The organism is Noviherbaspirillum sp. ST9, assembly GCF_048799745.1.
Taxonomy (GTDB): Bacteria; Pseudomonadota; Gammaproteobacteria; order Burkholderiales; family Burkholderiaceae_D; genus Noviherbaspirillum.
In genome coordinates, this window is record NZ_JBLWFR010000003.1 from 581,010 (window position 1) to 598,598 (window position 17,589).

16 protein-coding genes and 1 tRNA gene are annotated in these 17,589 nt (G+C 58.5%); all 17 read left to right on the top strand.

Translation table 11 applies throughout. The features are described 5' to 3' along the window. Positions 1 to 86: 86 nt before the first annotated feature. The gene (gene cysS / locus ACNOHI_RS09080; RefSeq protein WP_420474334.1) at positions 87 to 1,478 is read left to right on the top strand and encodes a cysteine--tRNA ligase; all 1,392 of its coding nucleotides are present in this window, start codon (positions 87 to 89) and stop codon (positions 1,476 to 1,478) included. A 5-nt stretch (positions 1,479 to 1,483) separates the two neighbouring features. Beyond that, positions 1,484 to 2,134 carry a DNA-3-methyladenine glycosylase family protein gene (locus ACNOHI_RS09085; protein ID WP_420474335.1) on the top strand — a complete coding sequence of 217 codons (651 nt, stop codon included), beginning with the start codon at positions 1,484 to 1,486 and terminating at the stop codon, positions 2,132 to 2,134. Positions 2,135 to 2,165: 31 nt separating this feature from the next. Then, positions 2,166 to 3,140, top strand: coding sequence for an acetyl-CoA carboxylase carboxyltransferase subunit alpha (locus ACNOHI_RS09090; protein WP_420474336.1), 975 nt, complete (start codon positions 2,166 to 2,168; stop codon positions 3,138 to 3,140). 4 nt (positions 3,141 to 3,144) lie between these two features. Further along, positions 3,145 to 4,533 (top strand): tRNA lysidine(34) synthetase TilS, encoded by a 1,389-nt coding sequence (gene tilS / locus ACNOHI_RS09095; RefSeq protein ID WP_420474337.1) that lies wholly within the window; start codon positions 3,145 to 3,147, stop codon positions 4,531 to 4,533. A 146-nt stretch (positions 4,534 to 4,679) separates the two neighbouring features. Continuing rightward, positions 4,680 to 5,930, top strand: a complete 1,251-nt coding sequence (locus ACNOHI_RS09100) for an aspartate kinase (RefSeq protein WP_420474338.1) — start codon at positions 4,680 to 4,682, stop codon at positions 5,928 to 5,930. A gap of 99 nt (positions 5,931 to 6,029) precedes the next feature. Then, positions 6,030 to 6,123, top strand: a tRNA-Ser gene (locus tag ACNOHI_RS09105). Positions 6,124 to 6,849: 726 nt separating this feature from the next. After that, a complete protein-coding gene (gene flhD, locus ACNOHI_RS09110) occupies positions 6,850 to 7,167 on the top strand; it encodes a flagellar transcriptional regulator FlhD (RefSeq protein ID WP_420474365.1) in 318 nt (105 codons plus the stop codon). Between the two features lie 56 nt (positions 7,168 to 7,223). Next, on the top strand, positions 7,224 to 7,793 hold the full coding sequence (gene flhC, locus ACNOHI_RS09115; protein WP_420474339.1) for a flagellar transcriptional regulator FlhC: 570 nt from the start codon (positions 7,224 to 7,226) through the stop codon (positions 7,791 to 7,793). A gap of 114 nt (positions 7,794 to 7,907) precedes the next feature. Continuing rightward, positions 7,908 to 8,624, top strand: a complete 717-nt coding sequence (locus tag ACNOHI_RS09120; protein WP_420474340.1) for an SAM-dependent methyltransferase — start codon at positions 7,908 to 7,910, stop codon at positions 8,622 to 8,624. 169 nt (positions 8,625 to 8,793) lie between these two features. Next, positions 8,794 to 9,654 (top strand): flagellar motor stator protein MotA, encoded by an 861-nt coding sequence (gene motA, locus ACNOHI_RS09125; RefSeq protein WP_420474341.1) that lies wholly within the window; start codon positions 8,794 to 8,796, stop codon positions 9,652 to 9,654. A gap of 33 nt (positions 9,655 to 9,687) precedes the next feature. Next, positions 9,688 to 10,632: a flagellar motor protein MotB gene (motB, locus tag ACNOHI_RS09130; RefSeq protein WP_420474342.1), complete on the top strand. Its 945-nt coding sequence runs from the start codon at positions 9,688 to 9,690 to the stop codon at positions 10,630 to 10,632. 48 nt (positions 10,633 to 10,680) lie between these two features. Continuing rightward, a complete protein-coding gene (locus tag ACNOHI_RS09135) occupies positions 10,681 to 11,226 on the top strand; it encodes a chemotaxis protein (RefSeq protein ID WP_420474343.1) in 546 nt (181 codons plus the stop codon). Positions 11,227 to 11,291: 65 nt separating this feature from the next. Next, positions 11,292 to 11,657, top strand: a complete 366-nt coding sequence (locus ACNOHI_RS09140) for a response regulator (protein ID WP_088709304.1) — start codon at positions 11,292 to 11,294, stop codon at positions 11,655 to 11,657. A gap of 52 nt (positions 11,658 to 11,709) precedes the next feature. Further along, positions 11,710 to 13,890 carry a chemotaxis protein CheA gene (cheA, locus tag ACNOHI_RS09145; protein WP_420474344.1) on the top strand — a complete coding sequence of 727 codons (2,181 nt, stop codon included), beginning with the start codon at positions 11,710 to 11,712 and terminating at the stop codon, positions 13,888 to 13,890. 20 nt (positions 13,891 to 13,910) lie between these two features. After that, the gene (locus ACNOHI_RS09150; protein WP_420474345.1) at positions 13,911 to 14,423 is read left to right on the top strand and encodes a chemotaxis protein CheW; all 513 of its coding nucleotides are present in this window, start codon (positions 13,911 to 13,913) and stop codon (positions 14,421 to 14,423) included. A 116-nt stretch (positions 14,424 to 14,539) separates the two neighbouring features. Continuing rightward, positions 14,540 to 16,255 (top strand): methyl-accepting chemotaxis protein, encoded by a 1,716-nt coding sequence (locus ACNOHI_RS09155; protein ID WP_420474346.1) that lies wholly within the window; start codon positions 14,540 to 14,542, stop codon positions 16,253 to 16,255. Positions 16,256 to 16,304: 49 nt separating this feature from the next. Continuing rightward, a partial coding sequence (locus ACNOHI_RS09160; protein ID WP_420474347.1) for a methyl-accepting chemotaxis protein occupies positions 16,305 to 17,589 on the top strand: 1,285 nt, incomplete at its 3' end.

The following is a 17,589-nucleotide window of genomic DNA, read 5'->3' on the forward strand; positions in this document are numbered from 1 at the left end:
TGCATCGTGTCACTCGCAACGTCCTGCGAGACAGTCGATTGTCTCAGCGAGCCTGACCATTTCACGCCGAAACGGAAAAACCGCCCATGACTGCACTCAAGATCTATAACACGCTCGCGCGTGAAAAGCAGACTTTTGTCCCCATGCAAGCCGGTAAAGTCCGCATGTACGTATGCGGAATGACGGTGTATGACTATTGCCATCTCGGCCATGCGCGCGTCATGGTGGTGTTCGATATGGTGCAGCGCTGGCTGCGCGCATCGGGATTAGACGTGACCTATGTCCGCAATATCACCGATATCGACGACAAGATCATCAAGCGCGCCGTCGAGAACGGCGAATCGATTTCACAGCTCACGCAGCGCTTCATCAACGCAATGGACGAGGATGCCGCCGCGCTTGGTGTGCAGAAGCCGGACCACGAGCCGCGCGCAACGCAGTATGTGCCGCAAATGCTGGGCCTGATCGGGAAGCTGGAACGTCATGGTCTCGCCTACAAGGCGACCGACGGCGACGTGAATTATTCGGTGCGTGATTTTCCGACGTATGGAAAATTGTCAGGCAAGTCGCTGGACGATTTGCGCGCAGGCGAGCGTGTCGAGCTCAATACCGGCAAGCGCGATCCGCTCGATTTCGTGCTCTGGAAGGCCGCGAAGGAATCCGAGCCCGACGAGGTGAAATGGGATTCGCCTTGGGGCAAGGGACGTCCCGGATGGCATATCGAATGCTCGGCAATGGGTTGCGAGCTGCTCGGCGAACAGTTTGACATCCATGGCGGCGGTGAGGATCTGCAGTTCCCGCATCACGAGAACGAGATCGCGCAATCGGAAGGCGCGCATCAGCACACTTTCGTCAACTACTGGATGCACAACGGCTTCATCCGCGTCGACAACGAGAAGATGTCGAAGTCGCTGGGCAATTTCTTCACCATCCGCGACGTGCTGAAAAAGTACGATCCGGAAGTCGTGCGCTTCTTTATTCTCCGCGCTCACTATCGCAGTCCCCTGAATTACTCCGACGTCCATCTTGACGACGCGAAGCATGCGCTTACGCGCCTCTATACGGCATTGAAGGAGATGGCGCCGGATTCTGAAGCGTTCGACAAGGATGAGCCGCATGCATTGAAGTTCGCAGAGGCGATGAACGATGATTTCAATACGCCGGTGGCTATCGCTGTTCTGTTCGACCTCGCGAATGAAGTCAACAAGACAAAGTCTGCCGCATTGGCACGCCAGCTGAAATCTCTTGCCGGCGTGCTCGCATTGCTGCAGCGCTCTCCGCAGGAATTCCTTCAATCCGGCCCCGCGGAGCAGGGCGCGCTGGACGAGGCGGGCATACTTGCGCAGATCGAGGCGCGTGCCGCAGCCAAGAAGGCAAAGGACTTTTCGGCAGCCGATCGCATTCGCGCGGAGCTTCTTGCGAAGGGAATCGTCCTGGAAGATAAACCGGGCGGCCTGACCGAGTGGAGAAGGGCGTAACCCGCATGGCCGTTTCCCGTCAATCCGCTGTTGCGGTCAGTGTGCCTGCCTACTGGCACGACGCCAAGGAAGAGCTGATGAAGCGTGACCGCATCATGCGCAAGCTCATTCCCCAGTTCGGCGACATGCATCTCGTCGGCAGGAGCGAAGCATTCACGACGCTTGCCCGGTCGATCATCAGCCAGCAGATCTCGGTCAAGGCTGCCGACTCGGTCTGGCAGCGTTTCCTTGAAGCGTGTCCGAAGTGCACGCCTGCGCAAGTGCTCAAGGCCGGCCCGGAAACGCTTTCTTCCTGCGGCTTGTCAAAAAGGAAAGCGGAATACGTCATTGATCTTGCAGAACACTTCAAGGCCAAGCGTGTCCATGCGGATAAATGGACGGAGATGGACGACGAAGAGGTTATCTCCGAGCTGATCCAGATCCGCGGAATCGGCCGCTGGACAGCCGAGATGTTTTTGATATTTAATCTGCTCCGGCCGAACATATTGCCTTTGGACGACCTCGGGTTGCTCAAAGGTATCAGCGTTAATTATTTTTCCGGCGAACCGGTATCGCGCAGCGATGCCCGCGAAGTCGCCGCCAACTGGGAGCCGTGGCGTACTGTCGCCACCTGGTATCTGTGGCGCAGCCTTGACTCGGCGCCGGTAGTGTACTGAACTCCATCTCGTGTTGATATAAGGAGGCACGATGAGCAAGACAACTTTTCTCGGGTTCGAGCAACCCATTGCCGAACTTGAAGGAAAAATCGAAGAACTGCGCTTCGTGCAGGACGATTCCGCAGTCGATATCTCCGAGGAAATCGAACGCCTCTCCAAGAAAAGCCAGCAGCTGACAAAAGACATTTACGCCAAGCTCACGCCCTGGCAGGTGTCGCAGATCGCACGCCACCCGCAGCGTCCCTACACAATGGACTACGTGAACGAGATCTTCACGGATTTCCATGAGCTCCATGGCGACCGCACTTACGCGGATGACTTGTCCATTGTCGGCGGTCTCGCTCGATTCAACGGGCAGCCTTGCATGGTCATTGGCCATCAAAAGGGGCGCGACACGAAAGAGCGCGCGATGCGCAACTTCGGTATGCCGAAGCCCGAAGGCTATCGCAAGGCGATGCGCCTGATGAAGGTCGCGGAAAAGTTCGGCCTGCCGATCTTCACCTTCGTTGATACGCCCGGCGCATTCCCGGGTATCGATGCTGAGGAGCGCGGTCAGTCGGAAGCAATCGGCCACAATCTCTATGTCATGGCCGAACTGAAGGTGCCGCTGATCGCCACCATCATTGGCGAGGGCGGTTCGGGCGGTGCGCTCGCGATCGCGGTCGGCGACGCAGTGCTCATGCTGCAGTACGCGACTTACTCCGTGATTTCCCCCGAAGGCTGCGCCTCGATTTTGTGGAAGACTTCCGAACGTGCTGCGGATGCGGCGGACGCGCTTGGCCTTACTGCACATCGCCTCAAGGCGATGAACCTGATCGACAAGATCGTCAATGAGCCGCTCGGTGGCGCCCATCGCGATCCCAAGCAGATGGCCGCGTTGCTCAAGCGCGCCCTCGCGGATTCGCTGCGTCAGCTGCAGGGCATGAAGCCGAAGGAACTGATCGCCGCCCGTCATGAAAAACTCATGGGCTACGGCAAGTTCAAGGAAATCAATTCGCCGGAATGATGTCGTGACATACCGGCAGGCAGCGTCCCTTGAGGACGCTTTCGAACGCGCGCTTGGAGCAATCCTGGCGCGCGTTTCTGCTTCTGAAGGCCCGATCGCGCTCGCCTACAGCGGCGGTCTGGACTCGGCCGCCTTGCTCCATCTGGCGTATGGACATGCGCGCGGGCATGGCCTGGAGCTGGTTGCTTTCCATGTCCATCATGGCCTCAGCGAGAACGCTGACTGCTGGCTTGAGCACTGTGAGCGGGAATGTGCGGCGCTCGGCATCAGGTTCGAAGCGCGGCGCATTGCGCTTGAGGCGATGAAGCGCGACGGTGTTGAGCAGGCCGCGCGAACGAAGCGCTATGCAGCGTTGGGAGGGCTGTGTCGCAGTCACGACGCGCGCGTGCTGCTGACCGCGCATCATCAGGACGACCAGGCAGAGACGGTTCTCCTGCAGTTGTTGCGTGGAGCCGGGGTGGCTGGACTTTCCGGTATGGCGACGATGAATGATGCGTCTTCGTTGCTTGGGACGGGCTCTCCCTGTCTGGCTCGGCCATTACTCGACATGTCGCGAGCGGAGCTTGAAGAGTTCGTCGCGCGGCGCGGCATCGCGTATGTAAGTGATGAATCCAACGAAGATATCCGCTTCTCACGCAATGCATTGCGTCACAAGATCACGCCTGTGCTCGAGGCGCATTTTCCGGCATACCAGAAATGCATCGCGCGGACGGCCGAACACGCGCAGGCAGCACACCGCCTTCTTGGCGAGCTCGCCGATTTGGACTGGCAGGCCTGCGGGGATGGTCAGCGCATCGACCTGGCCGCGTTCCGGGGGCTTGGCGACGACAGGCAGGATAACCTGCTGCGCCACTGGTTCTCGCGCCGCGATGCGCGCATGCCATCCACGGCATGGCTGATGGAAGCAAAAGCACAGTTGCTCGGCGCGTGCGACGATGCGCAAGTGCGTGTCGTCCATCCGGATTGCGAGATCAGGCGACATCGCGGCAAGGCCTACCTTATTCCCCGTTCGGACTCGGCGTTGGCAAGCGCCATGCCGCGGATCTTCAGTTGGAAAGGCGAGCCGTCCATCGCGTTCAAGGAATTTGGCGGCTCACTGCATTTCGACGCTGCCGAAAACGGTGTAGACACAGCCTGGCTGGCCGCACAGTCCCTCCAGATCAGGTGGCGGCAGGGCGGTGAAAGGCTGAAGCTGGCAGCCGGCCGCCCTACGCGCAGCCTCAAGCAGCACTACCAGGCATTGGATACTCCCGTTTGGGAGAGGCAGCGCTTGCCAGTTGTTCTCGCCGGCGGGAAGCTTATCTTTGCTGCCGGTATCGGCATGAACCATGTCGCGCTCCCCGGAAATCCATCCAATCCGGTTCGCTTGCGATGGGAGAGCGACATTATTTAACGTTCTGCAATATTTTTATCGGTTTTAGGCTGGAAAAGCCTGCATTTCATCGGTCGGCCACTTGCCATCCTGCGTTGCAGCAGGTAAAGTAAAGGGTTGATTTTTATCAAAAATTTCTTCTTTTCACTGCGCATCCTCACATCCGTATGGCTTTAATCGTCCACAAATACGGCGGCACTTCCATGGGCTCCACTGAGCGCATCAAGAACGTCGCCAAGCGCGTCGCCAAATGGCATGACGCTGGTCACCAGATCGTTGTGGTGCCCTCCGCAATGTCCGGCGAAACCAATCGCCTCATTGGCCTGGCAAAGGAAATCATGCCGCAGCCGGACCCTCGCGAACTCGACATGCTCGCTTCTACCGGCGAGCAGGTGTCTGTCGCGCTGTTGGCCATGGCGCTGCAAACAATCGGCAAACAGGCCGTGTCGTATGCAGGCTGGCAGGTGCCGATCAAGACTGATTCCGCGTACACCAAGGCACGCATCCAGTCGATCGACGATGTCCGCGTTCGCAAGGACCTCGCTGATGGCAAGATCGTGATCATCACCGGCTTCCAGGGCGTGGACGATCTCGGCAACATCACGACGCTCGGCCGTGGCGGCTCCGATACTTCCGCTGTGGCCGTCGCCGCTGCGCTGAAGGCTGCGGAATGCCTGATCTATACCGATGTGGACGGCGTATACACGACCGACCCGCGCGTGGTCTCCGAGGCGCGCCGCCTGAAGACCGTCACCTTCGAAGAGATGCTCGAGCTCGCCTCGCTCGGTTCGAAAGTGCTGCAGATCCGTTCGGTGGAATTCGCCGGCAACTACAAGGTGCCCACCCGAGTTCTGTCGTCGCTGACCGACCCGCTGATGCCGCTGGAAGAAGAAGCCAATTCCGGCACCCTGATTTCGTTTGAGGAAGATACACACATGGAACAAGCCGTCATTTCCGGTATCGCGTTCAATCGCGATGAAGCGAAGATTACCGTGCTGGGCGTGCCCGACAAGCCGGGTATCGCTTACCAGATCCTGGGGCCGGTCGCGGATGCGAACATTGAAGTCGACATGATCATCCAGAACCAGTCGGTCGACGGCAAGACTGACTTCACCTTCACCGTGCCGCGCGGCGAGTACGTGAAGGCGATGGACGTGCTGAACAAGAGCGTCAAGGAGCACATCGGTGCCGCCAGCATCATTGGCGACTCCAAGGTATCCAAGGTGTCCGTCGTCGGCGTGGGCATGCGCAGCCACGTTGGTATCGCATCGCAGATGTTCCGCACGCTGTCGGAAGAGGGTATCAACATCCAGATGATCTCCACCTCCGAGATCAAGATCTCCGTCCTGATCGACGAGAAGTACATGGAGCTGGCAGTGCGCGCTTTGCACAAGGCCTTTGACCTGGAAAAAGCTTGATCATTATCGATCAGCAATCAATGTTTCATTGACCAAGTGCGCATGAGCCGCTATCATGCGTGACTTCACTGAGCGGGGAGTCATCCCCGCTTGACGTGTGGAGACGTGGCCGAGAGGTCGAAGGCACTTCCCTGCTAAGGAAGCATATGGGCTTAAACCTGTATCGAGGGTTCGAATCCCTCCGTCTCCGCCAGAAACATGAAAAGCCCCGATAGGGGCTTTTTTATTTTCAGGTTCAGGTTGGTCATCGCTTCGGTTCTCTGATGGTCCACGCCACCGCGTCGCGCGCCAGCATGTTGGTGCCGCTCTTCTTGCTGCCAGTCTTTGTCGGCATCTCCTCAAGCATCCTGCCCGGTGCTATGCCTGTCCTCGTGCTGTGAAAAGTTCCATTTTGATAATTTTGGGCTTATGTCGAATGCTCGATGAGCGAGGGCGGTATTCCTCGCGCCCTAAATTCCAGCCCGTTGTTGCCGTTAATACCCTAAGAATGGCGACAGGCAACGGCGGCAAAAAAAAGTTTAAAAATTTTTTGCTTGAACCCTAAAGTTTGCAGAAATGCCGCCGTTAAACAACACATCAGTCGTATTGGACGCTTGAGACAACCAGGCGAAAGCCAATTATTACAATCAAGTTCGCTTATTAGAAAAACAATTACTTAATAGATTGCCTATGGTGATGGGCTGGTCGGCCAGTAAATCAAATCGGCCGGAACGCTAGAGCCCAAGCCGTTTTCCGCGTCTTTTCCTGACGCGGAGTTGACGCTGCCCGGTGTTTGTAGGACAAACACCTACGGGTGGCGTTCGTTCGCGTCCGTATTCAAATACGGCGCAATTCCTATTTTCGTCAGGCAACTTCACGCCGAGAATGCATCTTACCGCGAGGCAAAACCCTGCCCGGTACCAATGCAGACGAGGTGAACATGAATACGAATGACATGATGGCTGAAATCCGGGATGCCAATCTGAGCTATCTGATGCTTGCCCAGCAGATGATCCGTTCCGACAAAGCCTCAGCCATTTTTCGCCTCGGTATCAGCGCTGAAATCGCCGACATGCTGGAGGGGCTGAATAATGCCCAGATCCTGAAGCTGGCCGGGACCAACATGATGCTGGCGCGTTTCCGCTTTGATGATGGTGCAATCCTTGGCATGCTGACGAACTACAACAAGGATCGCGCGCTCGCGCATTCCCACGCCGCCATCCTCATGGCGGGGCAGCAGTTGGAAGAGATTTCCTGACAGATATGTCGCATAAGTAATACACTATTAGTTGTTGCGGAAGACGCGAGGCAGGCATGACCAAAAAAAGCGTAGTGACAGAGGCGCAGGAGATTCAGCTCGCGATCGAGCTCATCAACCTCGGTGCGCGTCTTCAGCTTCTTGAATCGGAGACAAATCTCTCACGCGAGCGCCTGCTCAAGTTGTACAAGGAGCTGAAGGGTGTGTCCCCGCCAAAGGGCATGCTGCCATTCTCGACCGATTGGTTCATCACCTGGCAACCGAACATCCATTCTTCACTCTTCATCAACATCCACAAATACCTCGTGGAGCATGCCCAGGTCTCCGGGATCGAGGCAGTGATGAAGGCCTACAAGCTGTACCTTGAGCAGGTCGAGCCCGATCCGAGTGGCGAGCCGGTTCTTTCACTTACTCGCGCATGGACGCTTGTGCGCTTCTTCGAGAGCAAGATGCTGGAAACGGCGACCTGCTGTAAATGCGGTGGTGACTTTGTCGTGCATCGTCTCGACCTTCATCAGGATTATGTCTGCGGTCTGTGCCATATGCCTTCGCGCGCCGGCAAGACCAAGAAGCTGAAAGAAGAAGCGGCGGCTGCTTCTGCCTCTTCGTCGTCAGCGCAGGCTTGATATAGGGTTCTTTGCCATTCCGGAAATGTGATGTCTGACGGACGCTCCGGCGCGGGCGCACCGTTTCGTCCCGCCTTTCTTCGTATCCCCGCTGTCCTTGCGCTGCTGGCGCAGTTGATCGCATTCGCTGCAGTCGTTCTGCTAGCCTTTGTGCTACCGCCCGTTGCAGGCGTGCAGATTTCAATCGCCATCGCTGCGGTGATGCAGGGATGTCTCGCCGCTCTCCTTGCGCGCGTATTTCGTCTCGCGCCGTGGTGGATGGTAATCGCGTTCTGCTTCCCGATCGCCATTGTCGTGTCGAATGCCGTGCAGTTGCCGTCTGTCGTTTATCTTGCGGCGTTCCTGCTGTTCCTCGTCCTGTTCTGGTCGACGTTTCGTACTCAGGTTCCGTTTTATCCGTCAAATGAAGCGGTGTGGCGTGCCGTAACAACGCTACTGCCGGAAGGGCGGCAATTACGTGTCATCGATATCGGCAGCGGCTTCGGTGGAATGGTCATGTATCTGTCACGGACGCGCCCTGAATGTGAGGTGGTCGGAATTGAGCTTGCGCCGCTGCCGTGGATTTGCAGTTTCGTGCGCGGTCGCGCGAGCGGCAGTGCAGGGCGCTTTGTTCGCGGGGATTATGACAGTGTCAACTTCGGCGACTTTGACGTCGTCTTCGCTTATCTGTCGCCTGCTGCCATGCCCGCATTGTGGCGAAAAGCGCATACGGAGATGTGCAAGGGCGGCCTGTTGTTGAGTTATGAATTTGCCATTCCTGGCGTCGAGCCGGGCATGGTTATTTACCCTTCCGGCGACGGTCCGGCGCTCTATGGATGGCGTATCGGCTGACGTCGTCGGCGCGTCCGCTCAAGTTTTGCCCTTCGCCGTCGTAACCGACATGAAGACCGTCATCAGGTGCGGCGTTTCACTGCGCATACATTGTGGTTGTGATCCGCAGGACGAATTGGCACAATGTTGGCCTATAGAAAGGCCTCAATAACGACCGGAGCGCGAACCCTTGCTAGTCATTGTCGGATATATCATTGTTATGGCCTCGGTGTTCGGCGGCTTCGCGCTGGCCGGCGGTCACCTCGCTGCACTGTTCCAGCCGATCGAACTACTCATGATCGGTGGTGCCGCCGTCGGCGCATTCTTCGTCGGGAACAACACCAAGGCCATCAAGGCCACGCTCAAGGCTTTGCCCACCGTCTTCAAAGGATCCAAGTACACGAAGGCGCTGTACATGGAGTTGATGACGCTTCTCTTCGAGATCCTCAGCAAGGTGCGCAAGGAAGGTCTGATGTCGATTGAAGGCGACATCGAAAAGCCGGAAGAGAGTCCCATTTTCAGCAAGTATCCGGGCATCCTGGCCGACCATCATATTGTCGAATTCATGACGGACTACCTGCGCCTGATGGTGTCGGGGAATATGGATGCATTCCAGATCGAAAACCTGATGGACAACGAGATCGACACGCACCATGTCGAGGGCGAGATACCCGTGCACTGTGTCGCCAAGCTTGGCGATGGCATGCCTGCGTTCGGTATCGTGGCAGCGGTGATGGGCGTGGTTCATACGATGGAGTCGGTCGGCCTGCCGCCTGCCGAGCTCGGTATCCTGATTGCCCACGCCTTGGTGGGTACCTTCCTCGGCATTCTTCTCGCGTACGGTTTCGTCGGCCCCTTGTCCAGCCTGCTCGAACAGAAGCTGCACGAATCCACGAAGATGTTCCAGTGCGTGAAAGTGACATTGCTGGCCAGCCTGAACGGCTATGCGCCTGCGCTCGCCGTCGAGTTCGGCCGCAAGGTCCTGTTCTCCACCGAGCGTCCGTCGTTCGGCGAACTCGAAGATCACATCAAGCAATCCAAATCCAAATAATCCCGAACCCTTAACCACGAACAGAAGAGCATCATGGCCGACGAAGGGCTACGCCCCATCATCGTAAAGCGGGTCAACAAGGGCGGCGGCGGTCATCACGGCGGCGCCTGGAAGATCGCCTATGCGGACTTCGTGACCGCGATGATGGCGTTCTTTCTGCTGATGTGGCTGATGGGGTCGACCGCAAAGGGCGACCTGCAGGGTATCGCGGAATATTTCAAGACGCCTCTCAAGGTGGCCATGTCCGGCGGCTCTGGTGCTGGGGACAGTTCGAGTGTCGTGCAGGGTGGGGGCAAGGACCTTACGCGCAAGGACGGCCAGGTCAAGAAAGGCGACGATCCCGAGATCAAGAAGACCTACAACCTCCAGGCCGCGCATCTCCAGCAGGCGGAGAAGGAACTCGAGAAGGCCGAAATGGCGAGGTTGAGAGGGCTCAAAGCCAAGATCGAAGAGGTGATCGAATCCCGGCCGACGCTAAAGCAATTCAAGAAGCAGCTGCTGATCGATATCACAACAGAGGGCCTGCGCATCCAGATCGTGGACGAGCAGAACCGTCCGATGTTCGCCTTGGCCAAGGCGGAGCTGCAGCCGTACACGAAGGAGATCCTGACCGAAATCGGCCGCGCACTGAACGACGTGCCTAACCGCGTCAGCCTCTCCGGTCATACCGATGCGACGCCGTATGCGAGCGGTGAAAAGGGCTACAGCAACTGGGAGTTGTCGGCGGACCGTGCGAATGCATCTCGCAGGGCATTGATTGCAGGTGGAATGGATGAAGCAAAGGTGCTGCGCGTGGTAGGCTTGTCGTCGGCCGTGCTGTTCGACAGGCAGGATCCATTCAATCCGATCAACCGGCGCATTAGCATCATTGTAATGAACAAGAAGGCGGAAGAAACCGCATCGAGGGACGGCGGGACCGTGGAGGTCTCGAATGAAACGCAAGCCAGGCAGGAAGTGGCCGGCGCCGCCGCACGGTAAGTATGTGTCGCATGCAGCTTTAACAATAAGCGGTGTGGGGACGGGACGATGACAAGTGAAAAAAAGTTGGGCTCGCAGGTCAAGCACCTGCTGTCCAACCTGTCGGATCATGGAACGCAGCACCTGACCGAAGTCGAAACCGACTTGGTCCAGACCAGCTTTCTCCTTGGCGAGGCAATCGAGAAACTGGGCGCAAGTTTCATGGCGATCCACGAGGCGATTACGGCCCAACAGGAGGCAATCGACCTGCTGCTCTCGGGGGCCAAGCCGACGCCCGAGATTGCCGAACAAATCAAGGCCAAGCATAGCGAGATCGGCAAGCATGTCAGTGCGGCCGTCACCGGCCTCCAATTCCAGGACATGACCAGCCAGCTCATCGGGCGCACCGTCGCCCGTGTCACGGGGCTGCGCGACGTCCTCGGCGGTATCGGGTCGGGCAGTTCGACCATCTCCGAAACCAATGCGGAAGAAATCATCGCAACGCTCAACAGCATCAACAAGGTGCTCGAGGAGCAAAGCGTGAAGCTCGAGAGCGCGTTGTGGAAGGCGGTGTGCCAGACGCACATGGAGAGCGGCGATATCGAGCTGTTTTGACGGACACAGGTTAAACGAACAGACGGGCTGCTGGCCCGAATATGAAAATAGCAGGAGTGAATTCAATGGCAAAGACGATATTGGCGGTGGACGACTCGGGCTCGCTACGACAGATGGTGGTGTTCAGCTTGAGGGCGGCCGGCTACCAGGTCACGGAGGCGGTTGATGGGCAGGACGGCCTGGACAAGGCGAAGGGACAGGTCTTCGATCTGGTCTTGACCGACCAGAACATGCCGCGCATGGACGGACTCACGCTCATTCGATCGCTGCGCGGATTGCCCACCTACCAGAAGGTGCCGATCCTCATGCTCACCACCGAGTCGAGCGATGAAATGAAAAACAAGGGACGTGCCGCCGGCGCAAACGGCTGGCTTGTGAAGCCGTTCGACCCGCAGCGCCTGACCGAAGTCGTCCGCAAGGTCATTGGTTGATACTTGCCCGCAGAGGCTACGAGAACAAAAGCGAAGATGACGGAGTCCCATAATGACCATTGACATGAGCCAGTTCTTTCAGGTGTTCTTCGACGAGACCGAAGAACTCCTCGCAGAAATGGAAAAACTGCTCCTGGCGATCGATGTGTCGGCGCCTGATGAGGAAGACCTGAACGCGATTTTTCGCGCGGCGCATTCCATCAAGGGCGGCGCCGGTACGTTCGGACTGACGGACCTGACCGACGTGACGCATGTGCTCGAATCGCTGCTGGACAAGATCCGCAAGGGCGAGATGGCGTTGTTGCCGGAGCATGTGGACGCCTTCCTTGTGGCCAAGGATGTGCTCAAGATGCAGCTCGACGGTCACCGCCTCCACACTCCCGTGGACCAGGAAGCCGTCGTCGATGCGCGCATGCTCCTCGAGTCGCTTTCCAAGGGTGGGGTGCCGAAGGCATTGCCGCCTGCTTCTCTCGTGGCACCCAAGGCCGAACAGCCGGTGCATGCGTCCAATGGTGCGACCAGGCAGTTTCGCGTCGAACTTCCGCACATCGACGAGCGCGACATCGATGCGCTCATGGCGGAACTCGGTCTGCTTGGGCAAATCAGGAAGGAAATGCTGCCCGACAATCGCGTAGCGTTCTTCCTCGCCTGCAACGGCGGGCCGGATGACATCGTCGCGATTTGCTCGTTCATTCTCGATCCGAACGACTTGAAGATCACCGAAGAAGCACCGCCGCATCCATCCGCCGACGCAAATGCAAGGGCTGCGCAGGAAGATTCACAGGGCTACGGCTTCTTCGACAATTTCCAGACGCATGAGCAGGCGGTTGCCGAAAAGGCTGCGAAAGAAGCGGCGCAGGGTTACGGCTTCTTCGACAATTTCGAAACGCATGAAATGAAGGAGGCAAAGGCCGCAGACGGCCAGCCTGCAATTGCCGCTCCTGAAGTAACCGCGCCTGCGGCAGCGAGCGCTGTCGCGCCGGCAGTGGCGGAAAAGAAGCCTGTCGCGCGGCGCGAGGTCGACAAGGGCGCGCACAATTCGGAAACAACCTCGATTCGTGTCGGTATCGAAAAGGTCGACCAGCTGATCAATCTCGTCGGCGAGCTGGTCATCACTCAGGCCATGATCGAACAGAGGACGAACACCCTCGATCCGATGATCCACGAACGCCTGCTTAACAGCGTCAGCCAGCTCACGCGCAATACCCGGGACTTGCAGGAAGCGGTCATGTCGATCCGCATGATCCCGATGGATTATGTGTTTTCGCGATTCCCGCGCATGGTGCGCGACCTCGCCGGCAAGCTCGGCAAGCGTATCGAATTTGTTACCCACGGCGCGGCAACGGAACTGGACAAGGGTCTGATCGAACGCATCGTCGACCCGCTTACCCACCTCGTCCGCAACAGTATCGACCACGGCATTGAAATGCCGGATGTGCGCAGGGAGGCTGGCAAGAACGAAACCGGCCGCCTGTCCCTTTCCGCCGGTCACCAGGGCGGCAATATCGTCATCGAGGTCACCGATGACGGCGGCGGTCTGAATCGCGAAAAGATCCTCGCCAAGGCGAAATCACAGGGCCTGCCCGTTACCGACTCCATGCCGGATGCCGATGTATGGCAGTTGATTTTTGCGCCGGGATTTTCGACTGCGGAAGTCGTCACCGACGTTTCGGGTCGTGGCGTGGGGATGGACGTCGTGAAGCGCAACATCACGGCGATGGGCGGCGCAGTCGATATCCGGTCGGCGAAGGGATTCGGCACCACCATCTCGATTTCGCTGCCGCTCACGCTGGCCATCCTCGACGGCATGTCGATCAAGGTGGGCAGCGAGATCTACATCCTGCCGCTGGGCTACGTCGTCGAGTCGCTGCAGCCGGATCCGGCAGACGTGAAGGAGATCGCGGGGCAGGGACGCGTCGTGAAGGTGCGCGGCGAATACCTCCCGCTGATTCCCTTGTACAAGATGTTCGGCATCGAACCTCGCTTCACGGATCCCTCGCAAGGCATCGTGGTGATCCTTGAATCCGAGGGAAAGAAAGCTGCGCTGTTCATCGATGATCTGGTCGGGCAGCAGCAGGTCGTCGTCAAGAACCTCGAATCCAACTATCGCAAAGTCGCAGGGATTTCCGGCGCCACCATTCTTGGTGACGGCGGCGTGTCCCTGATTATCGACGTGGCAGCACTGCTGCGTTCAAGTCGTCAGCTTGCCGCCGACGAATCCATTTTTTCCTGACAAGACAAGAGACAACTACCATGACACAAACCGTTCAATCGATCGCCTCGGTCAGTGGAGAGAAAGCCGATCGCGACATCGCTGGCCAGGAATACCTTGCCTTCACCCTGGGCAAGGAAGAGTACGGCATCGATATTCTGAAAGTACAAGAAATCCGCGGGTACGAAACCGTCACCCGCATTGCCAATGCACCCGACTTCATCAAAGGCGTGGTGAACCTGCGCGGCATTATCGTGCCGATCGTGGACATGCGTATCAAGTTTCATCTTGGCGAGCCGACCTACGACCAGTTCACCGTCGTCATCATTCTGAATGTGGCGGGACGGGTGGTAGGCATGGTCGTCGACAGCGTGTCAGACGTGACGACGCTGTCGCCGGAGCAAATCAAGCCCGCGCCGGAGATGGGCACCGCACTCAATACCGATTACCTGATCGGACTGGGCACCATTGACCAGCGAATGCTGATCCTGGTCGACATCGACAAGCTGATGTCGAGCGCGGAAATGGGGTTGATCGACAAGATCGCCGCATAAGAGGGAACAGCAGTACCAAAGCAGTGACGATGCCGCGAAGACGGCAAACCAAGGCCAGAAGAAGGCCCGCTGACAACGTATCCGCGGGCCCAATCCAAACACTGAGGGTAGGGACGATGTTTACAAATTTGACTATCAAGTCACGGCTGGTGTTCGTCATCAGCTTTCTTTCGCTGTTGCTCATTGGCAGCGGCGTCATCGCAATTGTCAGCCTGAGTTCGGCAAACAATTCACTACGAACGATCTATGACGATCGTCTTATTCCAATCGGACAGCTGAATACCATTGTCCGTCTCATCAGCGATAACCGGATGACTGTGGCGGAATCCATGAATGGCGATCCGTCGGTCGTGAACAAGAGCATGGATACGGTTGATAAGCGTATCGCGGAGGTGACGCGTATCTGGGACGCCTTCATGGCGACGGAGCTCACCGATCTCGAGCGGACGCAGGCGAAGAAAGCGCAAGACAGCCGGAGCAAATTTATCGATGAGGGCCTGAAGCCGACTGTTGCGGCATTGCGCGCGGCGAACGTCCAGCAGGCCATGGAATTGATGCAGGGGCCGATGAGTCAGACGTATGCCGTATTCCAGGCCGATATCGACACGCTCATCAAGACGCAGGAAGACGTCGCGAAAAAGGAATACGAGAAAACGCAGAGCATGTACGTCCTCGTGCGCAACGTGTCGATTGCCGCCATGCTCTTCGGCGTAACGCTTTCCGGCCTGATCGGTTTGTGGCTCATTCGCGCCATATCGGTGCCGCTCGGCGAGGCTGTACGCGTCGCGCGAAGCGTGGCCGAGGGGGATCTCACCAAGGAAATCGAGATCTCGTCGCGCGACGAAACCGGCCAACTGCTCGCTGCACTCAAACTGATGAACGACAGCCTGGCGAGCACCGTCGGGCAAGTGCGTGTGGGTACCGAAGCGATGGGCGTCGCATCCCGGGAAATTGCGCAGGGCAATGCCGACCTCTCGGCGCGCACGGAATCGCAGGCAAGCTCGCTCGAAGAAACGGCATCGTCGATGGAGGAACTGACGTCGACGGTGAAGCAGAACGCGGAAAATGCGCGCCAGGCCAACCAGCTGGTCGTCTCGGCATCGGACGTCGCCATGCGGGGCGGCAATGTGGTGGGTCAGGTGGTGGAGACGATGGGTTCGATCAAGGAGAGCTCGCGCAAGATCGTGGACATCATCGGCGTGATCGACGGCATCGCCTTCCAGACCAACATCCTGGCACTCAATGCAGCGGTGGAAGCGGCGCGCGCTGGCGAGCAGGGACGCGGCTTCGCCGTGGTGGCGGCGGAAGTGCGCAACCTGGCGCAACGTTCCGCCGGTGCGGCCAAGGAAATCAAGGAGCTGATCAGCGACTCGGTCGAGAAGGTCGATGCGGGCAGCAAGCTGGTGGACGAGGCGGGCAAGACGATGGATGAGATCGTGACCTCGGTCAAGCACGTGGCCGACATCATGAACGAGATCACGGCCGCCAGCCAGGAACAGAGCGCAGGCATCGAACAGGTGAATCAGGCCATCAGCCAGATGGACGAAATGACACAGCAGAACGCTGCCCTGGTCGAACAGGCAGCGGCCGCTGCGGACAGCATGCAGACGCAGGCGGCCACACTGGCGCAGGCCGTGTCCGTGTTCAAGGTGAGCGGGGCGGGGCAATCGATGGTGCTGTCCGCACCGGCTACGGTGCCCTCGGCCTCGCCGTCATTGCCTGTGAAACCGTCGGCGACACGGGCGGTTGCCCCCAAGGCAGCGACGCCTCCCGCAGCAAGGGTAAAGCCCGTCGTGCCGGCCGGAGCGGGCGACGAATGGGAGGAGTTCTGACTGCGCTGGCAGACAGGCTTCTCCTTACACAACATACGGGAACAACAACATGTTCAAGATCTCGGATATCAAAATCGGCACGCGCCTCGCGCTGGGATTCGGCGTGGTGCTGCTTTGCGCGACCACGCTGCTCTTGCTGGCGCTTTGGCGCATGGGTCAGTTGCATGGGACAACGGAACGCATCGTCAATGAGCGCGTAGGCAGCCTCACTAGCGGGATGGAAATGCGCGAGGCGGGGTGGGGGCTTGCCCTCTCCCTGCGCAGGGTCGCCACGCCGACCGACGCGACGGAGGGCGAGCGTGAAATAAAGCGCCTCGCCGTGCTGCTGGACGGTTACGCAAAGGCCGAGTCGACCCTTCAGAAGTATGCAGACGATCCGCAGGCCAAGGCGCTGCTGGCGGCCTCTGTCGAGCAAAAGCAGGCCATCTTTCCGGTGATTGAAAAGATCAAGGGACAAGTTTCGGGCGGCAACTATTTCGACGCTGCTGCAATGCTGAAGACGGACTTCGGCCCCTTGCACGAAAAATGGATGACCAGCCTGGTTGCGTTGGCGGACTACCAGCAGCAGGAAATGAAGTCCACGTACGTGGAGTCCCAGGCGAGTTACAGCACGACGCGCATGGGCATGCTGGCGATCGGCATCCTGACGATTGCCATTGGCGCATTTGTCGCGGTCTTCATCACGCGGACCATTACCTCGCCATTGCGTGAAGCGGCCAATGTTGCCAATACCATCGCGAGCGGCGATTTGACGGCAAGGATCGAGCCGCATGGGCAGGACGAGGCAGGGCAACTGGTCAATGCATTGCGCACCATGCAGGGCAATCTGGTCGATACCGTCAACCACATCAAGCACGGGACGGAAACCATTTCCGTCGCGTCGCGCGAGATTGCCTCAGGCAACGCCGACCTCTCGGCGCGTACGGAATCGCAGGCAAGCTCGCTCGAAGAGACGGCTTCCTCGATGGAAGAGCTGACGACCACGGTCAAACAGAATGCCGAAAATGCACGCCAGGCCAACCAGCTCGTGGTGTCTGCTTCGGATTATGCGGTGAAGGGCGGCGAGGTCGTCGGTCAGGTGGTGGAGACGATGGGCTCGATCAAGGAGAGCTCGCGCAAGATCGTGGACATCATCGGCGTGATCGATGGCATCGCCTTCCAGACCAACATCCTGGCGCTCAATGCAGCGGTGGAAGCGGCGCGCGCCGGCGAGCAGGGACGCGGCTTCGCCGTGGTGGCGGCGGAAGTGCGCAACCTGGCGCAACGTTCCGCCGGTGCGGCCAAGGAAATCAAGGAGCTGATCAGCGACTCGGTCGAGAAGGTCGATGCGGGCA